Genomic DNA, 18,442 nt, shown 5'->3' on the forward strand with positions numbered 1-18,442 from the left:
AGGAAACTTCACAATGCCATTAATGGACTTTAATGCCTGCGGGCAGGAACTGGCCCGCTATAACAGCTGGCAAAACCGCGTTCTGTTTGACTTGTGCGATCAGATTGGCGATGACGAACGCCGGTTGGACCGGGGCATGTTTTTTGGATCGATCCAGGCGACATTAAACCACATCCTGTATATCGACCATCGTATTCTGACCCTGCTAAACGGTGGCAACCCGGGTGAATTTACCCCAAAAATCGTCATGGCCGACGATTTTGAAACCCTGCGCCGCCTGCGGGTTGAAACCGATGCCACCCTTGAAAAATTCGCCCGCATGGAAAACCCGGCCTGGCAGGACAATACCCGCACCCTGGCCGACGTGACCGGCAAAGTGCGCGATGTGCCGCTACAGATTCTTTTCTTGCAAATATTTAACCATCAAACCCACCACCGGTCGCAAATTACCAGCGAACTTCACAAAATGGGCCTTGATTACGGCATCACCGATATTCCGCTCACCCCGGATATGCCGTTCTGATGATCGCAATCAACGATTAAGGATTAACGCCCCTGAAATACCGGTTTGCGTTTTTCCAGAAATGCCGAATAGCCTTCTTCGAAATCGTCGCTGTCAAAGGCAATATAGGCCTCGTCAAATTCACGACCCGAAATACTGCCACCTTCGGTCAGCCGGTTGATCATTTTTTTGTGCATCCGCTGGCTGATCGGCGCACCCCGTGCGATCCGGTTGCTGACATTGGCAATTTCGCCCTCAAAATCGGCCAAAGACACAACATGGCTGACAAATCCGATTTGTCGCGCCCGGGCGGCATCAAACATTTGCCCCTCAAACAGCACTTCTAGCAAGGTCGCACGGCCCAGCACATCCAGCAGGATTTGCAATTCCGGGTATCCCAATGTTGCGCCCAGTTTCATCGGCGGCATCATGAAACGGGCATCATCGGCGGCAATACGAAAATCGCACGCGGCGGCCAAAACCATCGAAGCCCCGACACAAACTCCGTCAATTGCGGCAATAACCGGGTGAATGCAGGATTGAATATTTTGCAGGGCCTCGGCATGAAGCATACCGTAATCACGCGCCTTGTTAAATCCGCGTCGTTCGCGCACGAATTCATGAATATCGGCACCCGCCCCAAAACCGGCCCCGGCCCCACCGCGAATCACCACACAGCGCAAATCATCGCGTGCGCCCAGATCGACGATCATGCGCGACAGTTCCGCCCACATCGGTTTGGTCAGGGCGTTTTTACGCTCGGGTTGATGAATACGAACGGTGGCAATACCGGCATCAATATCGGCAATCAGCCCAGTGTCAGTCATCATGGTATTGCCCCTTTTTTCAAATGCGTCACACCTTTATCGATAACGCGATTTGCATCCTTTGCCAATCTGCTACAAGTTGCCCGATACAATAAATTACAATTATGGGATGTACGCAGCCTGATTTTGCCAAAAAACCGCCAATACAGCCCTCAATTTTCCCGAAAGGATATTTTCGTTAAGCGCGGGATCATCATTTTGGGCCAAGCTGAAACAACAAATTGTCATTCCTGACCATTCAGACAGCGGCTTTTCTTTGCGCTTTGGCTGATAAAAGGCTAAGACGGGCGCGTTATCCGAGCCCAGAGGAAATACAGCCATGTCAGATGAATCCAAAACCGCTTCGCATTGTTCATATGCCGCCAAAACGGTCGCCCGTATCCTGCTTGATATCGGTGCGGTTAATTTCCGGCCGGAAGAACCCTATATCCTGACATCTGGCTGGGCCAGCCCCACCTATATTGACTGCCGCAAACTGATTTCATTTCCGCGTGCGCGCCGCAAAGTGATCGAACTGGCCGCCCGCCAGATTTCGGACAATGCCGGTTATGAACGGTTTGACGCGGTTGCCGGTGGCGAAACAGCGGGCATCCCCTATTCGGCGTGGCTGGCAGAAGCATTGGACCTGCCGATGCAGTATGTGCGTAAAAAACCCAAGGGTTTTGGTCGCAAAGCCCGCATCGAAGGTGACATTCACGAAGACCAGCGTGTTTTGCTGGTTGAAGATCTGGCAACCGACGGCGCATCGAAGGTTAACTTTGTTAATGCCATCCGCGAAGCCGGTGCCGAATGCAAACATGCCTTTGTTGTGTTCTTTTACGGCGTGTTCCCCAATGCCCTTGAAGAACTGAAAAAAGACGATATCGAACTGCATTACCTGTGCACCTGGCACGACGTGCTGGCCGTTGCCGAGGAAGGCGAAGATTTCAGCAAGGACGCCATTGACGGCGTGCGCAATTTTCTGGCCGATCCGATTGGCTGGTCAAAAGCCCATGGCGGCAAACACGACTAATTCCCGGCCCTTGCGCCACACCTGACCGTCTTTCAAGGCCGCCCCGCCCGGGCGGCCTTTTGCATGGCAGCATCCGGGCGTTGCACCGGGGGCAAAATTCAATCACATTAAAAGCCAATGACAATTTACCGGGTCCGCCCGCCAGACGGAGGCATGAATGCGTAAACTGATCGGGATTTTGCTGCTAGCCTGGGTCACCCTGACATCGGCCAGCATCGCCCAGGCCAATGAAACTCTTAAAATCGGCATCAGTGGCTATCCCGAAACATTGCATCCCTCTTTTTCGGCGTCAGCGGTGCAATCCTATATCCTTGGTTTCGTCCGCCGCCCGATCATGGTTTACAACCATACCTGGAAAATCGCCTGTATGCTGTGCGATACGGTACCATCCTTTGACAATGGCCTTGCCAAAAAAGTCCCGCTTGCCAATGGCAAGGAAGGCGTCCAGCTAAGCCTGTCGCTGCCGGAAAATGCCAAATGGGGCGACGGCGAACCGCTAACCACACAGGATATGGCTTTTAGCATCGCCGTTGGTCAGAACAAGGATGTTGCGGTTGCCGACAAGGAAGTTTTCGACCGGATTGTCGATTTCAACATTGTTGATGACCATCATTTCACCGTCACACTGGACCGGATCGATTACAGCTATAACGCCTTTATGGGTGTTGAGATTTTACCCGCCCATCTGGAAAAACCAATATTTGACGCGGACCCGGCATCCTATCAAAAACGCAGCCTGTATGTCACAGCACCCGACACACCGGGCCTGTGGTTTGGCCCCTATCTGGTCACAAAGGTGATTACCGCCAGTGCAGTGATGCTGAAAGAAAACCCCTATTGGTGGGGCAAAAAACCGCAAATCACCGACATTCAACTGCGCAATTTTGAAAATACAGCCGCCCTTGAGGCATCCTTGCGGGCGGGCGAAATTGATTATACCCCCGGCGAAATCGGCCTGTCGCTGGACAAGGTGATCGGTTTTGAAAAACGGTTTGGCGACCAATATGACATTACCTACAAAAAGGGCCTGTCCTATTATCATCTTGATGTAAACAGTGCCTTTGCCCCGCTAGGCGACCGCCGCGTGCGCCAGGCATTACTATATGCCATCGACCGCAACGAAATCAGCCAGAAACTGTTTGCCGGTAAAAATGCACCAACACTGGATTTCATTCACCCTGACGACCCGGTTTTTACCGACGATGTCCTGCATTACCAGTTTGACGCAAAAAAGGCCGACGCCCTGTTAAATGATGCCGGATGGACACGCACCGGCAAAGCCATGCGCAAAAATGCGGCGGGTGAAACCCTGCATTTCACCCTTTATGGTGCCACCGAAAGCAGCACCGGCCAGCTCATTCAGCAGGTCTTGCAAAACCGCTGGAAACAGGCGGGTATTGATGTGGATATTTTAAACCAGCCCGCCCGCGTTTTGTTTGGCGAAACCCTGCCACAGCGCAAATTTGATGGCCTGGCGATGTTTGGCTGGATATCAGCCCCCGAACATTTGCCGCTGACCATCTTAAAATCCGACCAGATCCCAACCGCAGAAAACCAATATGAAGGCCAGAATTATACCGGCTATAACAACCCCAAAGTCAACGCCCTGATCGACCAGATCGAACTGGAGCTTGATTTTAACAAGCGCATCCCGTTATGGCACGAATTGCAAAAAATCTACGCGACAGACCTTCCCGCCCTGCCACTGTATCATGGTGAAAGCGGTTTCATTTTTCCCAAATGGCTTAAGGGCATTCGTCCGACCGGCCATATGTATCCCAGCTCGCTTTGGGCTGAGCAATGGCATCGCACGGATCAATAAACAGATATGCGGCGTTTTATTTTCAGTCGGCTTTGGCAAACCGCATTGGTCATGGTTTTGGTGTCGTTTGGGGCCTATGTGCTGATCGGGCTGATGCCGGGCGACCCGATTGATCTTATGATCACGGCAAATCCGTCGATCACATCGGCCGATGTCGCCCGTCTTAAGGGCCTGTACGGGTTGGATCAGCCGTTAGTCCTGCGCTGGTTGCACTGGTTATGGTCGGCGCTGAACGGGGATTTTGGCTATTCCCGGCTGTTTACCCAACCCGTCACCACATTGATTGGTCCGGCATTGGTCAACAGCCTGAAACTGATGCTGGCAAGCTGGGCGTTGTCATTGGCCATTGCCCTGCCTGCCGGTATTTATGCGGCCTTAAAACCACAATCCTTTCGCGATTACGGCATTAACCTTGCCGCTTTTGCCGGCGTGTCAATCCCGCCTTTCTGGCTGGGGCTGGTGGCGATCCTGGTCTTTGCTGTAACCCTGCACTGGTTGCCCGCAGGCGGCACCGGCCAGCTTGACAATGCCCGTGGCTGGGAAGGATTACGCTATATGATTTTGCCCGTCGCCACCCTTACCATTGCCAGTGTCGGATCACATATTCGCTTTGTCCGCGGTTCCATGATCGAGGTCATGCGCCAGGATTTTATCCGCACCGCGCGCGCCAAGGGCCTGTCGGAACGCGGCGTTGTCATTCGCCATGCCTTGCGCAATGGCATGATGCCGGTCGTGACCCTGTTGGGGCTGGAATTTGGCAGTTTGTTTTCTGGCGCATTGATCACGGAAACCCTGTTTTCATGGCCCGGCATGGGACGGCTTATTTACAATGCGGTGATCGGGTCTGATTACAATCTGGCTATGGCCGGGTTAATGCTGGCAACGCTGGTGACGTTGATCGGCAATTTACTGGCCGATATTGGCTACAAGCTGCTCGACCCACGGGTGAAACTGTCATGATCCAACCTCGGAAAAGCAGCATCACCCCCCATTCCCATCCCAAATCTGCCAGCCCGTGGCGCCTGGCAGCAAATCGGTTTTCACGCCACAAGCTGGCCTGGATCAGCCTGCTTGTGCTGGTTTTATTTGCCATAGCGTCGTTGTGCGCCCCGCTGGTGGCGCATTTTCTGGGAACGGACGCACAGGCGGTTGACCTGTTTTCGCGCTACGGCGCGCCCAGCCCCGATCATCCGCTCGGCACCGACGAATTAGGCCGCGATGTGCTTTTGCGCCTGTTATATGGCGGGCAGGTATCATTAATGGTGGGGGTGAGTTCGGCTTTGTGTGCAGCGGTTCTTGGCACCATCATTGGTGTTATTGCCGGGTTTCGCGGCGGCTGGATCGATGGTTTTTTAATGCGCTTTACCGACGGGGTGATTTCGTTGCCATTGCTGCCATTGCTGATTGTGCTGGCCGCGATTGACCCTGGTAAACTTGGCATTCCGCGCGACATCGTCAATGGCGAAAGTTTCAGCCTGTACCGCATTATCCTGATCATTGCCCTGTTTGGCTGGACAACCGTGGCACGGCTGGTGCGCGCGGCAACCCTGGCCCTGCGCGAACGCGAATTTGTTATGGCGGCACGGGCATTGGGCGGCGGACCCGTGCACATTATTATGCGCCATATTTTACCCAATGTTGTTACGCCCATCATCATTGCCACCACGCTGGCGGTGGGCAATGTGATATTGATGGAAAGTGTGCTGAGTTTTTTGGGGTTAGGGATTCAGCCACCCGTACCTAGTTGGGGCAATATGCTGACCCATGCGCAGGAATTTATCTGGGATGCGCCGCTGTTGGCCCTGTGGCCGGGTCTGCTGATTTTTATCACCGTTATTGCGGTAAACTTTTTAGGTGACGGATTGCAAGACGCGCTGGACCCGCGGGCAGATACCGACACCATGCCAGCGGCTGGACAAGATGACACGCAAACGGCACAATAAAGTATATTTCCTTTAATATGATCCAGGGGAAACAACATCATGACGTCGATGCACCCGGGATTTGACGCTAAATCGGGGCGACGCAACCGATGGGCAAAGGAGCCTTGCATGACACCATATCGCGGCATCATGGGGCGGCTTGTTCCACTAGCGGCTTTGGCGGCCCTTGTCGGCTGTGCGCCGACCTATCCGCAGCAACAAAATACAGCGACGTCTGCGACTTCCGGCATTGTGACGCCGTGGGGACCAACCCTGCAAGCTTCCCCTGCGGCACAACATGGCATGGCCGCGCCAACAGCGACAGCACCATCAGCAACATCACCCGCGCCAGTATCGATCACCAATGACACCTCCATGCCTGGCCCATCGGCCCATGGCAGTGGCATTCCCCTGTCGCCATCACAACAAATCGAACTTGACGAAGCCCGCATTGCCCTGGGTATTCTGGACCGCATGGCAAACCGTTGCCTGACCGAGGCCGACGCGGCATCCTGCACGACATTGCAGGTTAACTGGCCCAATCTTTCGCGGCAATTGCGCCAAAGCCTTCGCGCTATTTCGGGCCAGGATTTCGTCGATCCCATCGTGCCGCAAACAGCACCGTCGATGGAAAAGGAAATTCCGCTAACGCCCGGCGGTTAACGCCGTGATACCGATATTATTGCCCACCATTTTGCCACATGCATTGAGTTTTCAGGTAAATACCCTTAACGTCTGCTTACTCCCGGTTGTTCGGGACGATGCAGGCAGGTTTTTAAATACTGTTTTGAGATAGAACAAAGTTAACGTCAAATCGCTGGTTTACCCTGTCATCATCATTATCGCCCGGCTGTTCTAACCATATGTCCGGGCCGCGCAGGAAGGAGCTTCTGGCTGATGTTTCGCGATATGCTTGTTCACATCGACAATACCAAACCGTGCACCGAAAGGTTGTCGGTTGCGCTGACAGTTGCAAAGGCACACAAGGCGCATTTAACCGGTGTTTATGTTTTGCCGCGCGCCGAAATTCCGCGTTTCATGGAAGTTCAGATCTCCGCCGACATCATGGAAGCGCAGCGCCGCACCATTCGTGAAGGTGCCGCCGAAGCCAAAGTAACCTTTGTTGATGCCTGCGAAAAAGCCGGTGTGCCGTTTAGCTGGCAAGAAGCAAATTGCCTGGCAACCGAAATTTCCGACACGGTCGCCATGTATGCCCGCCATCATGATTTAACGGTTCTGGGCCAGTACGACCCGGAAAGTTCTGATCCGTCGTCAACGTCCGAAATGCCCGACAAGGTTATTCTGACGGCGGGCGCACCGGTACTGGTGGTGCCGCGCTATGGCAAATACGAAACCGTTGGCACCCGTGTCATGGTGGCATGGAAACCTTACCGCGAAGCCGTTCGCGCCGTAAATGACGGCATGGCGTTCCTGGAAAATGCCAAATCGGCACTGGTTCTGTGCGCCGATCCCAACAAGGCAGCGCGGGATTCCATTCCTGTGCCCGGTGTTGATATTGCCGACCGTCTGGCACGCCACGGCGTGAATGTCCGCAAGGAAACCATGAATGCCGAAGGCATCAGTGTCGGTGACCTGCTGTTGTCGCGTGCAGCGGATGAAAGCATCGATCTGATTCTGTGCGGGGCCTATGGCCGCCCGCGCCTGCGCGAACTGATGCTGGGTGGCGTCACACAGCACCTGTTGAAACACATGACGGTTCCTGTGCTGTTTTCACACTAGGCCTGTATTTCGTCCCCAATCGACCCATCGCGCAAAACGGCTGATCACAAGATTGGCCGTTTTGCCTTTTGTGGCCGCTTCAAACCCAAGCTGACCCACCGGGCATCACCACAACATTCGCCCGATCAGCGCAAGAAATGATTCCCCGTTGCATGCCAAGCAGATACAGTCGGCGCAAACAGATTTACCCGATTTACGAGGTTCGCCATGACCACCACTACCGATACCACTGCCGATACCACTGCTGATATCGCATCCCCCACGGCAGCGCCAACCAACACCGCCTTGGGCAATTCAGCTGCCAGCCGCGACATTGCCAGCGTTTTGCATCCCTACACCAATTTCACCACCCATGAAAAAACCGGCCCGATGGTGATCACCAAGGGTAACGGTATTTATGTCACCGATGACAATGGTCGCGATTATATCGAAGGCATGGCAGGTCTGTGGTGCACGTCATTGGGCTTTAGTGAAAAACGACTGGTCGCCGCGGCAACAAAGCAGCTTGAAACGCTGCCCTTTTACCATCACTTTGCCTCGCGCAGCACCAACCCGACCATTGATCTGGCGGCAAAGCTTTTGGAACTGGCACCGGTGCCGATGTCAAAGGTATTTTTTGCCAATTCCGGGTCCGAAGCCACCGACAGCGCGATCAAGATGGTGTGGTATTATCACAATGCCATTGGCCAGCCGGAAAAGAAGAAAATCATTTCGCGCAAGCGCGGCTATCACGGCGTTACCGTGGCATCGGCATCGCTTACCGGGCTTCCGGGCAATCACAAATTGTTCGATTTACCGATCGACCGCATTTTGCACACCGAAACCCCGCATTTCTGGCGCGAAGCACAACCCTATGAAACCGAAGAAGATTTTGCCACCCGCATGGCCGAATCGCTTGAAGACCTGATCCAGGCCGAAGGCCCCGAAACGGTTGCCGCCTTTATTGCCGAACCGATCATGGGGGCCGGCGGGGTGGTTGTGCCGCCGCGCACCTATTTTGATAAAATCCAGGAAGTTCTGAACCGTTACGACATTCTGTTTATTGCCGACGAAGTGATCTGCGGCTTTGGCCGAACCGGCCGCATGTTTGGCACCGAAACCTTCCGCCTTAAACCCGATATGATCACGGTCGCCAAACAGCTTTCATCTGCCTATCAACCGATCTCGGCCCTTTTCATCAATGAAAAGATTTATCAGGCCCTGAAAAAAGGGGCTGATGAAGTGGGAGCTTTTGGCCACGGCTTCACCTATTCCGGTCATCCTGTGGCTGCGGCCGTTGCCCTTGAAACTCTTAAGATTTATGAAGAAGACGGCATCGTTGATCATGTTCGCCATGTGATGGGACATTTTCAGCAACGCCTGCGCGATCTTAGCAAATTTGAAAATGTGGGCGAAACCCGGGGCAAGGGCCTGATTGGTGCCTTTGAACTGGTGGCCGACAAATGTGCCAAAACGCCCTTCACCCCGGTCGGCTGGGCAGGCAAAGCCGTTGCCGAGCTGTGCCTGAAGGAAGGTGTCATTTTGCGCGCGCTGGGCGACAGCGTTGCCATATGCCCGCCGCTAATCATTACCGACCCGCAAATTGACGCCATGTTTGACGGCGTCGAAGCCGCCCTGACCAAATGGCACAAGGCAATTTAACAGCCAAAAAGCGCGCCACCAAAAACCTGATGGCATCAAGGCCCGGCATATCGTCCGGGCCTTGATGTTATTGGCAGTTCAAAAGTGGCGATTTGTCCGTCAAACCCGTGGCCCATTGTGCACTGCCGCGACTCTACCCGGTCGGTTACCAAACCTGTCCCGGCCTATGAATGGCGACAATTTAAGGTCAGATATGCCCCAGAGGGCTGATTTTCATCATATATCTTTGTTGGTACCGTCGATGTTTCACACATTTTGCGTCATTTAAACTACGCATGCGTGCCATGTGGGCGAAATTACGGCAGTTGGGCTTGCCAAACCCCGCCATTAACGCCAAATTGGTGTCCAGGGGCGAGATCGACACATAACAGGATGGAACGCCTTTCTGCCAGCATGGTTCGTGGTGAGCTTGGAATCGCTTAAAAATTTGATAAGGGTCAATGCGCAGAACGATTAATTGATCGATAAGCGCAGCACACCCCCGGACAAAGCCCGCCCGGAAATGCTGTTCCCGCCAGATCAAAACGATACGCGGGATAGATAAGGACCTTCGCGGGATGCACCGCACACAAACCGTGAAGCGACAGGCGAAAGATATAAAGATGAATTATAACAATTTCTTCAAAGACGCGATTGGTGGCCTGAAGGCTGAAGGCCGTTATCGTGTCTTCGCCAATCTTGAACGCATCGTCGGTGAATTTCCCCGCGCGTGGCTTCATCCTGGTAATGGTGAAGCACCGCGAAAAATTACGGTGTGGTGCTCGAACGATTATCTGGGCATGGGCCAGCACCCCAAGGTGCTTGAAGCCATGATGGCCGATGTCAGCGGTCAGGGTGGCGGTGTTGGTGGCACGCGCAACATTTCTGGCACCAACCATTTCCATGTTGCTCTGGAAGAAGAACTGGCCGACCTGCATGGCAAGGAAGCCGCCCTTCTGATGACATCGGGTTACGTTGCCAACTGGACAACGCTGTCAACGCTGGGCACCAAGCTGCCCGATTGCGTAATTGTTTCCGATGCGTTCAACCACAATTCCATGATCGAAGGCATGCGCCATTCCAAGGCCGAACGCCGCATCTGGAAACATAATGATGTTGAGCATCTCGAACAGATTCTGGCTGACCTTGGCCCCAACCGCGCCAAGATTGTCGCCTTTGAATCGGTTTATTCGATGGATGGCGACATCGCCCCGATCAGCAAGATTCTGGATTTGTGCGAAAAATATAACGCCCTGTCCTACCTTGACGAAGTTCATGCCGTTGGCATGTATGGCCCGCGCGGCGGTGGCGTTGCCGAACGCGATGGCGTCATGGACCGCGTTGATATTATTCAGGGCACGCTGGCCAAGGCCTTTGGTGTGATTGGCGGCTATATCGCGGGCAAAGCCGAAGTCATCGATTTCGTCCGCAGCTTTGGCAACGGCTTTATTTTTACCAGTTCCCACCCATCCAGCATTGCCGCAGGTGCCCTTGCCAGCATTCGTCATTTAAAAGAAAGCAATGTCGAACGCGAAACCCAGAAGGAACGTGCCGAAACCCTGCGTCAGCGCATGCGCGATGCCGGCCTGCCGGTGATGGATGCACCCAGCCATATCGTGCCGTTGATGGTGGGCGATGCCGCCATGTGCAAGGAAGCCAGCGACCGCCTGCTTTATGATCACGACATTTATGTTCAGCCGATCAACTATCCGACCGTACCGCGCGGCACTGAACGCCTGCGCTTTACCCCCGGCCCACTGCATAATGACGAATTGATCGACCATCTGATCACTTCCCTGCTGACCGTCTGGGGCCAGTTGGGCATTCAAAAAGCAGCCTGATCATAACGGGCCGCAAAACCACCAGCCAGAACAACGAACAAAGCCTCGCCAAATTGGCGGGGTTTTGTTTTACCAAAATACAGATTTGTCATGGATCCGACCGTCGTAAAGCATCGTAAACAGACCATAACGATTGCCCTTTTTCCGACATCAATAACGGTTCTAAAGCATATTTCCTTTAATATGATCCATGCTTTATTCATCCTTTAAAAATATAGCGGTAATGGTCGAGCAGATTACCCGACACGCAAAGAACCATGCACGCTTTGTCCCGTTTGCAATTGGCCGTCTTGTCGCTATATTCTGAAAGTAGAAGATCATTGCGGTTGGTCAAATACCTTGCAATTAAGAACCGTTCGCGTTAACGTCGGAACCTGAAACGGATCGGGAACCGCCATGTATACGGATAGAACCTTGCTGCCCAAAGAATGTCTTCGCCTGTGTGCACTTGGGACTCTGGCCTTGTCAGACCAACCGATCAGCTATGCCGATCTGGCCAATCTGGTGCGTCATTTTACGGCCCATATCATGGGGCCGTCGCTTGACATGATGGGGTCATCGTTACAGCTTTTGAAACTCGAAGGGTTGGTGCGCGAAACATGCGGCACCGGTGGCAAGGGTGAGGGCGAACTTTCCCTGACCGATGCCGGACGACGCAAGTTTGATGAATTGATGCAAGGCACATTGCGCGATACCTCGGGCGAGCTTTCCCGTCTGGTGATGGCCCTTAAAATGCGGTTCCTGCATTTACTGGATGCCGAAACCCGCCAGGATCAGATTGAAATCCTGCAAGATGTGTGCGAACTGGAACTTGACCGGATGCTGGCCCTGCGCGAACAGCATATTAATGATGTTGGTGCCTTTGTCGGCTGGATCGACATGGAAATTTCCCGCCTGCGGCAAAAGCACGCCTGGCTAACCACCCTTATGGTGCCGGAAAATGCGTCTTCGTCCTGACCGATACCGCGCGCCGCAGCCCCCAAAACCCGTTGAGGCCTTCACAATCAAATCCATACCGATGGCAACTCGCCCTGATTTTTCGAAAGTTCCGCCTGCCTGACAGGCCTTGTGTTTCTGTGGAAACAGAAACAGGGAACGTCACCCCATCCCCTACCAGATAAAATGCCAACGAATACATCTTTCCGCCCCCCCGATGGTGATCACATATTCGATTTTACACCGACGAAGGTTATTGTGTTGCCACATGCCCTGGCAAAAAATGCAGCGACAATCCACGTTGGCGGTCGCTTCGCCATGGCATCGTCCCAACCATGGCAACATATTGTCTTTTATTAATACTTAGAGCATGTTTCCTTTAATAAGGCCGGATTTAAACTTGACCAACGGGTTCTTCTGGACAAATTTGGCAAGAACAAAAATGCGATGTGCTTATAAAGACTTTATAAGCGCACAAAAATCGGCCAACACGTCGCCTGGTTCTGTTGGCCAATGACAATCGAACTGCTTAAGTGCCTGATTATGAAAGTGCATAAAGATGTCTGATTATGATATGTCGATAGCGCCAAAAATCAATTCTGACCCAAAACAAAGTTTTGGCACTGACGGTATCGACCCCATGGGCCGCCCCAGCCGAATTACCCGCTTTTTCATGGGCATCGTTTCATGGGCCGAACGTCTTAATTACAAATACGCCAAATTGGGAAACCCACCAGTTTACGACAATGCGACCTTTCCGTGGGCGGCGGAAATTGAAAAAGAATGGCCTGCCATTCGGAAGGAACTGGACGAGGTTTTAAAACGCCAAAGCGACCTGCCCTCGTTTCAGGATATTTCAACCGATGTGAAAACCATATCGACCGACACTCATTGGAAAACCTTTTTTCTATTAGGTTTTGGCGTTAAGTCGGAAAAAGCCATTCAGACCTGCCCGGAAACATGGCGGATCGTAAATAAAATTCCCGGCCTTAAAACCGCAATGTTTTCCATTTTCGAACCGGGCAAACATTTACCCGCACACCGCGGACCGTATAACGGTGTTTTGCGCATGCATTTGGGGCTTATTGTGCCCGAACCTGCCGACAAACTTGCCATTCGCGTTGATAAACAGGTTTGCCACTGGCAGGAAGGCAAGGTTCTGATTTTTGATGATGCCTATGATCATGAAGCCTGGAACCACACCGATAAAACCCGTGTGGTGCTGTTTGTTGATTTCGAAAAACCGCTTAAATTTCCGGCCCGTCTTGTTCATACCATCTTGATGAACCTTGCGATTTTCACGCCGTTCCTCAAAGAGGGGCTCGATAATCACAAGGAATGGGAAAAGAAATTCTATGCCGAAGCCGAACAGCTTCGTAATCAGTCTCAAAACGGGTGACGTCATGCAGGTTGTCACACGCCCCGTTGCAACCTGATCCGCCCTACCCTGTATCAGACATCGCCAAACCATCGGGCATCGCAAAAAACACCCCCGGCTGATAGTCAGATCGGGGGTTCTTTATTGCGATTTGAGATGGTTCCTACCGCTTTTAGGATCAGTATAAATGCTGCCCGCCGGTCACGAATATTTCCGTGCCGGTCACATAACTTGATTCATCCCCGACCAGATAATGCACGGCCGCGGCAACATCTTCAGGGGTGCCCATCCGGTTCATGGGAATACGCGGCACCAGGGCTTCATATTCCGGCGAAATCATTGCCGTTTTAATTTCACCCGGTGCCACGGCATTCACCCGCACCCCAAGTTCGGCAAATTCCACCGCCATTTCGCGGGTCAGACCCGACAACGCCGCTTTCGAGGTTGAATAGGCCGAACCGGCAAACGGATGCACATAATGCCCCGCAATCGAGGTAATATTGCAAATGGCCCCCTTGCCGCGATGAAGGGCAGCGGCAAAGCCGCGCGACAAGGTTAACGGGGTAAAAAAGTTGAGTTCAAACACATCGCGCCAACCGTCAATATCGCCATTCAGGCAGCCAAGGCGCTCTTTATAAGGTGTTTTGGGCGATACACCGGCATTATTAACCAAGGCATGTAACGGGTCATCACCTAAAATATCATTCGCCTGGGCAATAAAACTTTCGACCTCTTCGGGTTTGGAAAGATCGGCGCGAATGTGAATGCCCTGGGACGGGTCGCGCGGACAACTGGGCGGCGGCGCTTCGCGCGAACAACAAATCACCCGCCAACCACGACTGGCAAAATATCCAACAGTAACATGGCCAATGCCACGGCTGGCACCGGTCAGAACAACGGTTTTCGGGGCAACGGCGTTGCTCATAAATGGTTTCCTTGCTGGTAGCGACGATGAACGCCGTTTATATCACTGGCCCCCGCCGGAATGAAGACCTGCAATCTGCATTTGGCCCTGCCATCTTTGCTCATCAATTCGCAATGATACTCTGTCAGGGGCCATCCATACGGTTTGTAAAACAATATCGCGTGCAAGGCATTGATCTGTCTTGCTGATATAGGCGGATTTATCCACCAGCGCCACCTGCCCCGTCACGGAAGCCGAAAAATACATGTGCAGCCGATTTAATTTAAGCACCGATATCCGGGCTTTTCAGACCAGACTGGCACTGGACATGGCCGATCTGATCTATCGCCATCCCGGCACATCTCCGGCCCCGGCACAAATCCCGACCATCTTCTGGCCTGAAACAAGGCCACGACACAAAACCCACCCCCACCCGGCGCGAATTTTGTTTCTACCAACCAGTTTGATCTGTTTTAAATCGCCATTTCAACATGCACAGGCCGCGCGGTGCCGTCGCGCCTGACTGGTTCTCAATGAGTTGTTCTCATCGAAAACTGGTATTACGTGCAATGTGCCGGATTATTCGGTGTCGATATCGCTCGCACCACAAGGGGCAACAGCCTCGACAACCTTGTGTGACGACCGTGCAAAAACAGCACCCAGATCGGGTAATTGTGCGGTTTCGGCAATTTCAGACGCCAGTTCTTCGGACATTACAGCGAAATCGATAACATCGCGCAAAGACAACATTGGGATAACCCCCTCGCCAGACATTTCTCCGGGACGCGGTTCACCCGCAATCCCTAGGACATTTTTTTGTAATAATTACCCAAACCCTGATCCTTTTTGTTCGCAGGCGCAACAAAAAAGGCGCCGAAAACTGCGCCTTTTTTTCATCATCACACCCGAGATCCGGTTTTATGATTAAATTTCAACAACATGGGTGACGTTTACGTCAATGCATTATCCACAGCGGCAAGGAACACTTTGCCAGCATATCCTGGGTCACACCGCCCAAAATCATTTCCTTGAACCGGGAATGGCTGTAAGCCCCCAATACAATGCTATCGGCACCACATTTTTCAGCCGCATCCATCAAGGCCGCGGCAACGTTGGACTGATCTGGCCGCAAATCAACATTAGCCTTCACCCCATGCCAAACAAACTGATCTGCAAGGGCTTGTGCGGTTGCCCGCCCATGGGGCACCTCGCCGACACTAACGATGGTAATCTCGCTGGCCTGGCGCAATAGCGGCATGGACGATGTTACCGCCCGGGCAGACTCGACCCCGCCATTCCAGGCAATCATCACCTTGGCACCAACATCAGCCGGAATAACTTCGGGGGTGACCAGCAATGGTCGCCCGGTTTCCATCAGGCAGGCATCAAAGGTCAGCGACGCGGCGGCTTCACGCGGGTCGCGCCCAATCACCACAAGGTCAAACAAACGCCCGCGCCGGGCAACGGTTTCATCCTCGCGGCCATCATCGCGCCGCCAGGCACAGGTTGGCTGCAATGTCGCCTGCGGGGCATCGGCTTGCGCAATACCGGCAGCCTCTCGTGCAACCAAATAGGCGGATTCGGCATTTGCCAGGCGTTTTTTGGTTTCCTTTTCAGCCGCCCCCATCATTTCTTCAATGATCAGGCCAGACATTCCCTCACCCACAATCGGAATAACATCCTGTGGTTCGGGGGCAACAAACAAAACTTCCAGATGGGCATCAAAGCGCCGGGCGACACTAAATGCCAGCGAAAGAACCCGCCGGTCCATATCCGATCCAGCGACCGGAGCCAAAATCGTACGTACAGCCATGGTTAAATACTCCACATTCGCGTTGAACCTGATACATAAGCAGCCCTGTCGAGCAAAATTTTCAAAACAGAGGCGCAAGCATCCTTGAAAAATACAGTATCACGCCAATTCTCTGTGTCGTCTTTGTTAGAAATCAAAACTTTCGAATTTGTCAAATCTGCGCCCCAAGCCGAAAAAATGCAAATTATTGAGCGCCACGTTGTCATTTGGCCTGCGAGACACAATCTGAATAAATGATGGTTTTGCGTACCCTGTCAGCATAAAAAGCAACTCCAACGGCACAATTTCCGCTTTAATTTTAGCCAACGTACCAAAACGATAACATTAAATGTGCTAACCGGCGAAAAGCATGACATTTTATCGAAAATTATCGTTGCTTTCGATAGAGCACCCAAAACCACTTTGCACATTTACAAGCCTACAGGCCAAGATCGAAACTCATGAACTATACCGAATTGTACAACAACGCACTTGAGGCATCAGAATTTCTCAAATCACTGGGCAATCAGTGGCGATTAATGATTTTGTGCTCGCTGGGCTCGACCGAAAAGTCGGTTGGCACGCTGGAAGGCGAATTGCAGCTTAAGCAATCCGCCCTGTCACAGCATCTGGCCCGGTTGCGCCGCGACGGGCTGGTGAAAACGCGGCGCGATGCACAAACCATCTATTATTCCATCAAAGACCCGAATGTGATGAAGGTGATCCTTGTTTTGCAAGAAGCCTTCTGTTCATCGGAAAAAACCTGACCACCCCAAAAAACTGCGCATTCCTGAAAATTTCCACGCATTTTCAGCTGAAAGAAAAGCCGCGCTGCACCGCAAACGCGCAACCTGCGGTGCAGCCGGGTTGTTTAAAGCATATTTCCTTTAATATACTTTAGGGAAACAACTTTTCCACCAGCCAGCCAGCCCCTTGGGCATCACGGGTATAAAGCTGGCGATCATGCAGGCGAAACGTTCCTTCGGACCAGAATTCGATCCGGTCGGGCACCAGGCGAAAACCACCCCAATGTTCCGGGCGCGGCACCTTGCCAAAGCCGAATTTGGCCGTAAATTCTGCCACCCGTTTTTCCAGATCGAACCGGCCAGACATCGGACGCGACTGAACCGATGCCCAGGCCCCAATCTGGCTGCCGCGCGCGCGCGACTGAAAATAGGCATCCGACTCGGCATCACCGACTTTGGCGGTTGGCCCTTCGATTCTGACGCAACGTTCCAGTTTTTTCCAATGAAAGCACAATGCCGCATAGGCATTTTCACTCAGTTGGCTTCCCTTGCGGCTTTCATAATTGGTATAAAATACAAACCCTTCGGGATCGAACCCCTTAAGCAACACAACCCGCGCAGAAGGCCGCCCCTGCGCATCTGCTGTCGCCAAAGTCATGGCATCAGGATATGTATCTTCCTTGTTTTTCGCCTCGCGGAACCACACATCAAACAAGTCGAACGGATCATTATGGGCAACATGCCCAATTTTTGTCGTAATTTTCTCGTCCATTACACTAAACGGTCCTTTGACAAGGTATCAGGTTCAACTGGTTGTGATCTTGCGACAGACAGGAACGTAGTACAAGACCAGTCCGCCATCTTACATACATATCGGTTGGGACAGTAAAGACAAGGTAGGCATGAATATAATGAAAGCACGTTTTTTTATCATCCCCGTGATGCTTGGCACATTTTTAATGGCGGGCTGTGCCGAAGGCCAGGGTAACAAACAAACCGCAGGCGGCCTTTTGGGTGCCGTTGGCGGTGCTGTTGCAGGCGCACAGTTCGGCAAAGGTAAAGGCCAGCTGGTTGGCGTGGCATTGGGGACACTTGCCGGTGCCATGATTGGCAGCGAAATCGGCAAGTCGCTAGACAATGCCGACCGGGCAATGATGAAAAACACCACCCAGCACACCCTTGAAACCGCGCCGGTCGGCCAGACCAGTTCCTGGGCCAACCCTGATAGCGGCAATTCAGGGACCATTACCCCGACCCGGACCTATCAAAAACCGGCAACCGATCAGTATTGCCGCGAATACCAGCAAACTGTTGTCGTTGCTGGCGAAAAACAACAAGCCTATGGCACGGCGTGTCGCCAGCCCGATGGCACATGGAAAGTCGTCAATTAACGACCCGAC

General features: G+C 52.8%; 19 protein-coding genes. 13 read left to right on the top strand and 6 right to left on the bottom strand.

The window, feature by feature from the left end; all coding sequences use genetic code 11:
* The first annotated feature begins 13 nt into the window (after positions 1-13).
* Positions 14-523 carry a DinB family protein gene (locus tag AAC086_RS13345; RefSeq protein WP_339779265.1) on the top strand — a complete coding sequence of 170 codons (510 nt, stop codon included), beginning with the start codon at positions 14-16 and terminating at the stop codon, positions 521-523.
* A gap of 23 nt (positions 524-546) precedes the next feature.
* Here the strand turns inward: AAC086_RS13345 and AAC086_RS13350 are convergent, their stop codons facing one another.
* Positions 547-1,332: an enoyl-CoA hydratase-related protein gene (locus AAC086_RS13350; protein WP_339779266.1), complete on the bottom strand. Its 786-nt coding sequence runs from the start codon at positions 1,330-1,332 to the stop codon at positions 547-549.
* A 99-nt stretch (positions 1,333-1,431) separates the two neighbouring features.
* Entirely contained in the window at positions 1,432-1,650 is a 219-nt protein-coding gene (locus AAC086_RS13355; protein WP_339779268.1) for a hypothetical protein, read from the bottom strand.
* Between AAC086_RS13355 and AAC086_RS13360 the strand changes: the two genes are divergently transcribed.
* From AAC086_RS13360 to AAC086_RS13405, 10 genes are all read left to right on the top strand, one after another.
* Complete coding sequence (locus AAC086_RS13360) at positions 1,649-2,341, top strand: orotate phosphoribosyltransferase (protein ID WP_339779269.1); 693 nt, start codon at positions 1,649-1,651, stop codon at positions 2,339-2,341. The two genes, AAC086_RS13355 and AAC086_RS13360, sit on opposite strands and share 2 nt — an antisense overlap.
* A 157-nt stretch (positions 2,342-2,498) precedes the next feature.
* Complete coding sequence (locus tag AAC086_RS13365) at positions 2,499-4,163, top strand: peptide ABC transporter substrate-binding protein (protein ID WP_339779270.1); 1,665 nt, start codon at positions 2,499-2,501, stop codon at positions 4,161-4,163.
* Between the two features lie 6 nt (positions 4,164-4,169).
* Positions 4,170-5,123 carry an ABC transporter permease gene (locus AAC086_RS13370; RefSeq protein ID WP_339779271.1) on the top strand — a complete coding sequence of 318 codons (954 nt, stop codon included), beginning with the start codon at positions 4,170-4,172 and terminating at the stop codon, positions 5,121-5,123.
* Complete coding sequence (locus AAC086_RS13375) at positions 5,120-6,106, top strand: ABC transporter permease (protein ID WP_339779273.1); 987 nt, start codon at positions 5,120-5,122, stop codon at positions 6,104-6,106. The genes AAC086_RS13370 and AAC086_RS13375 overlap by 4 nt, the downstream gene beginning before the upstream one ends.
* A gap of 108 nt (positions 6,107-6,214) precedes the next feature.
* Positions 6,215-6,748, top strand: a complete 534-nt coding sequence (locus tag AAC086_RS13380) for a hypothetical protein (protein ID WP_339779275.1) — start codon at positions 6,215-6,217, stop codon at positions 6,746-6,748.
* Positions 6,749-6,982: 234 nt separating this feature from the next.
* Positions 6,983-7,825, top strand: a complete 843-nt coding sequence (locus AAC086_RS13385) for a universal stress protein (RefSeq protein ID WP_339779277.1) — start codon at positions 6,983-6,985, stop codon at positions 7,823-7,825.
* A gap of 207 nt (positions 7,826-8,032) precedes the next feature.
* The gene (locus tag AAC086_RS13390; RefSeq protein WP_339779279.1) at positions 8,033-9,466 is read left to right on the top strand and encodes an aspartate aminotransferase family protein; all 1,434 of its coding nucleotides are present in this window, start codon (positions 8,033-8,035) and stop codon (positions 9,464-9,466) included.
* Positions 9,467-10,068: 602 nt separating this feature from the next.
* Positions 10,069-11,286 (top strand): 5-aminolevulinate synthase, encoded by a 1,218-nt coding sequence (gene hemA, locus AAC086_RS13395; protein WP_339779281.1) that lies wholly within the window; start codon positions 10,069-10,071, stop codon positions 11,284-11,286.
* A gap of 396 nt (positions 11,287-11,682) precedes the next feature.
* A complete protein-coding gene (locus AAC086_RS13400; protein ID WP_339779283.1) occupies positions 11,683-12,243 on the top strand; it encodes a hypothetical protein in 561 nt (186 codons plus the stop codon).
* A 538-nt stretch (positions 12,244-12,781) separates the two neighbouring features.
* The gene (locus tag AAC086_RS13405; protein WP_339779284.1) at positions 12,782-13,621 is read left to right on the top strand and encodes an aspartyl/asparaginyl beta-hydroxylase domain-containing protein; all 840 of its coding nucleotides are present in this window, start codon (positions 12,782-12,784) and stop codon (positions 13,619-13,621) included.
* A gap of 157 nt (positions 13,622-13,778) precedes the next feature.
* On the opposite strand, the gene AAC086_RS13410 is transcribed toward AAC086_RS13405, so the two are convergent.
* The 3 genes from AAC086_RS13410 to AAC086_RS13420 form a co-directional block, all read right to left on the bottom strand.
* Entirely contained in the window at positions 13,779-14,525 is a 747-nt protein-coding gene (locus tag AAC086_RS13410) for an SDR family oxidoreductase (RefSeq protein WP_339779286.1), read from the bottom strand.
* Positions 14,526-15,083: 558 nt separating this feature from the next.
* A complete protein-coding gene (locus AAC086_RS13415) occupies positions 15,084-15,254 on the bottom strand; it encodes a hypothetical protein (RefSeq protein ID WP_339779288.1) in 171 nt (56 codons plus the stop codon).
* A gap of 205 nt (positions 15,255-15,459) precedes the next feature.
* On the bottom strand, positions 15,460-16,317 hold the full coding sequence (locus AAC086_RS13420; RefSeq protein WP_339779289.1) for a universal stress protein: 858 nt from the start codon (positions 16,315-16,317) through the stop codon (positions 15,460-15,462).
* 440 nt (positions 16,318-16,757) lie between these two features.
* Between AAC086_RS13420 and AAC086_RS13425 the strand changes: the two genes are divergently transcribed.
* The gene (locus AAC086_RS13425) at positions 16,758-17,063 is read left to right on the top strand and encodes a metalloregulator ArsR/SmtB family transcription factor (RefSeq protein WP_339779291.1); all 306 of its coding nucleotides are present in this window, start codon (positions 16,758-16,760) and stop codon (positions 17,061-17,063) included.
* A gap of 130 nt (positions 17,064-17,193) precedes the next feature.
* On the opposite strand, the gene pdxH is transcribed toward AAC086_RS13425, so the two are convergent.
* Complete coding sequence (gene pdxH / locus AAC086_RS13430; protein WP_339779293.1) at positions 17,194-17,814, bottom strand: pyridoxamine 5'-phosphate oxidase; 621 nt, start codon at positions 17,812-17,814, stop codon at positions 17,194-17,196.
* A gap of 139 nt (positions 17,815-17,953) precedes the next feature.
* On the opposite strand from pdxH, the gene AAC086_RS13435 reads away from it, so the two are divergent.
* On the top strand, positions 17,954-18,433 hold the full coding sequence (locus AAC086_RS13435) for an RT0821/Lpp0805 family surface protein (RefSeq protein WP_339779295.1): 480 nt from the start codon (positions 17,954-17,956) through the stop codon (positions 18,431-18,433).
* The last annotated feature ends 9 nt before the right edge of the window (positions 18,434-18,442 follow it).

It is taken from the genome of uncultured Thalassospira sp., from assembly GCF_963976115.1.
Classification (GTDB): domain Bacteria; phylum Pseudomonadota; class Alphaproteobacteria; order Rhodospirillales; family Thalassospiraceae; genus Thalassospira.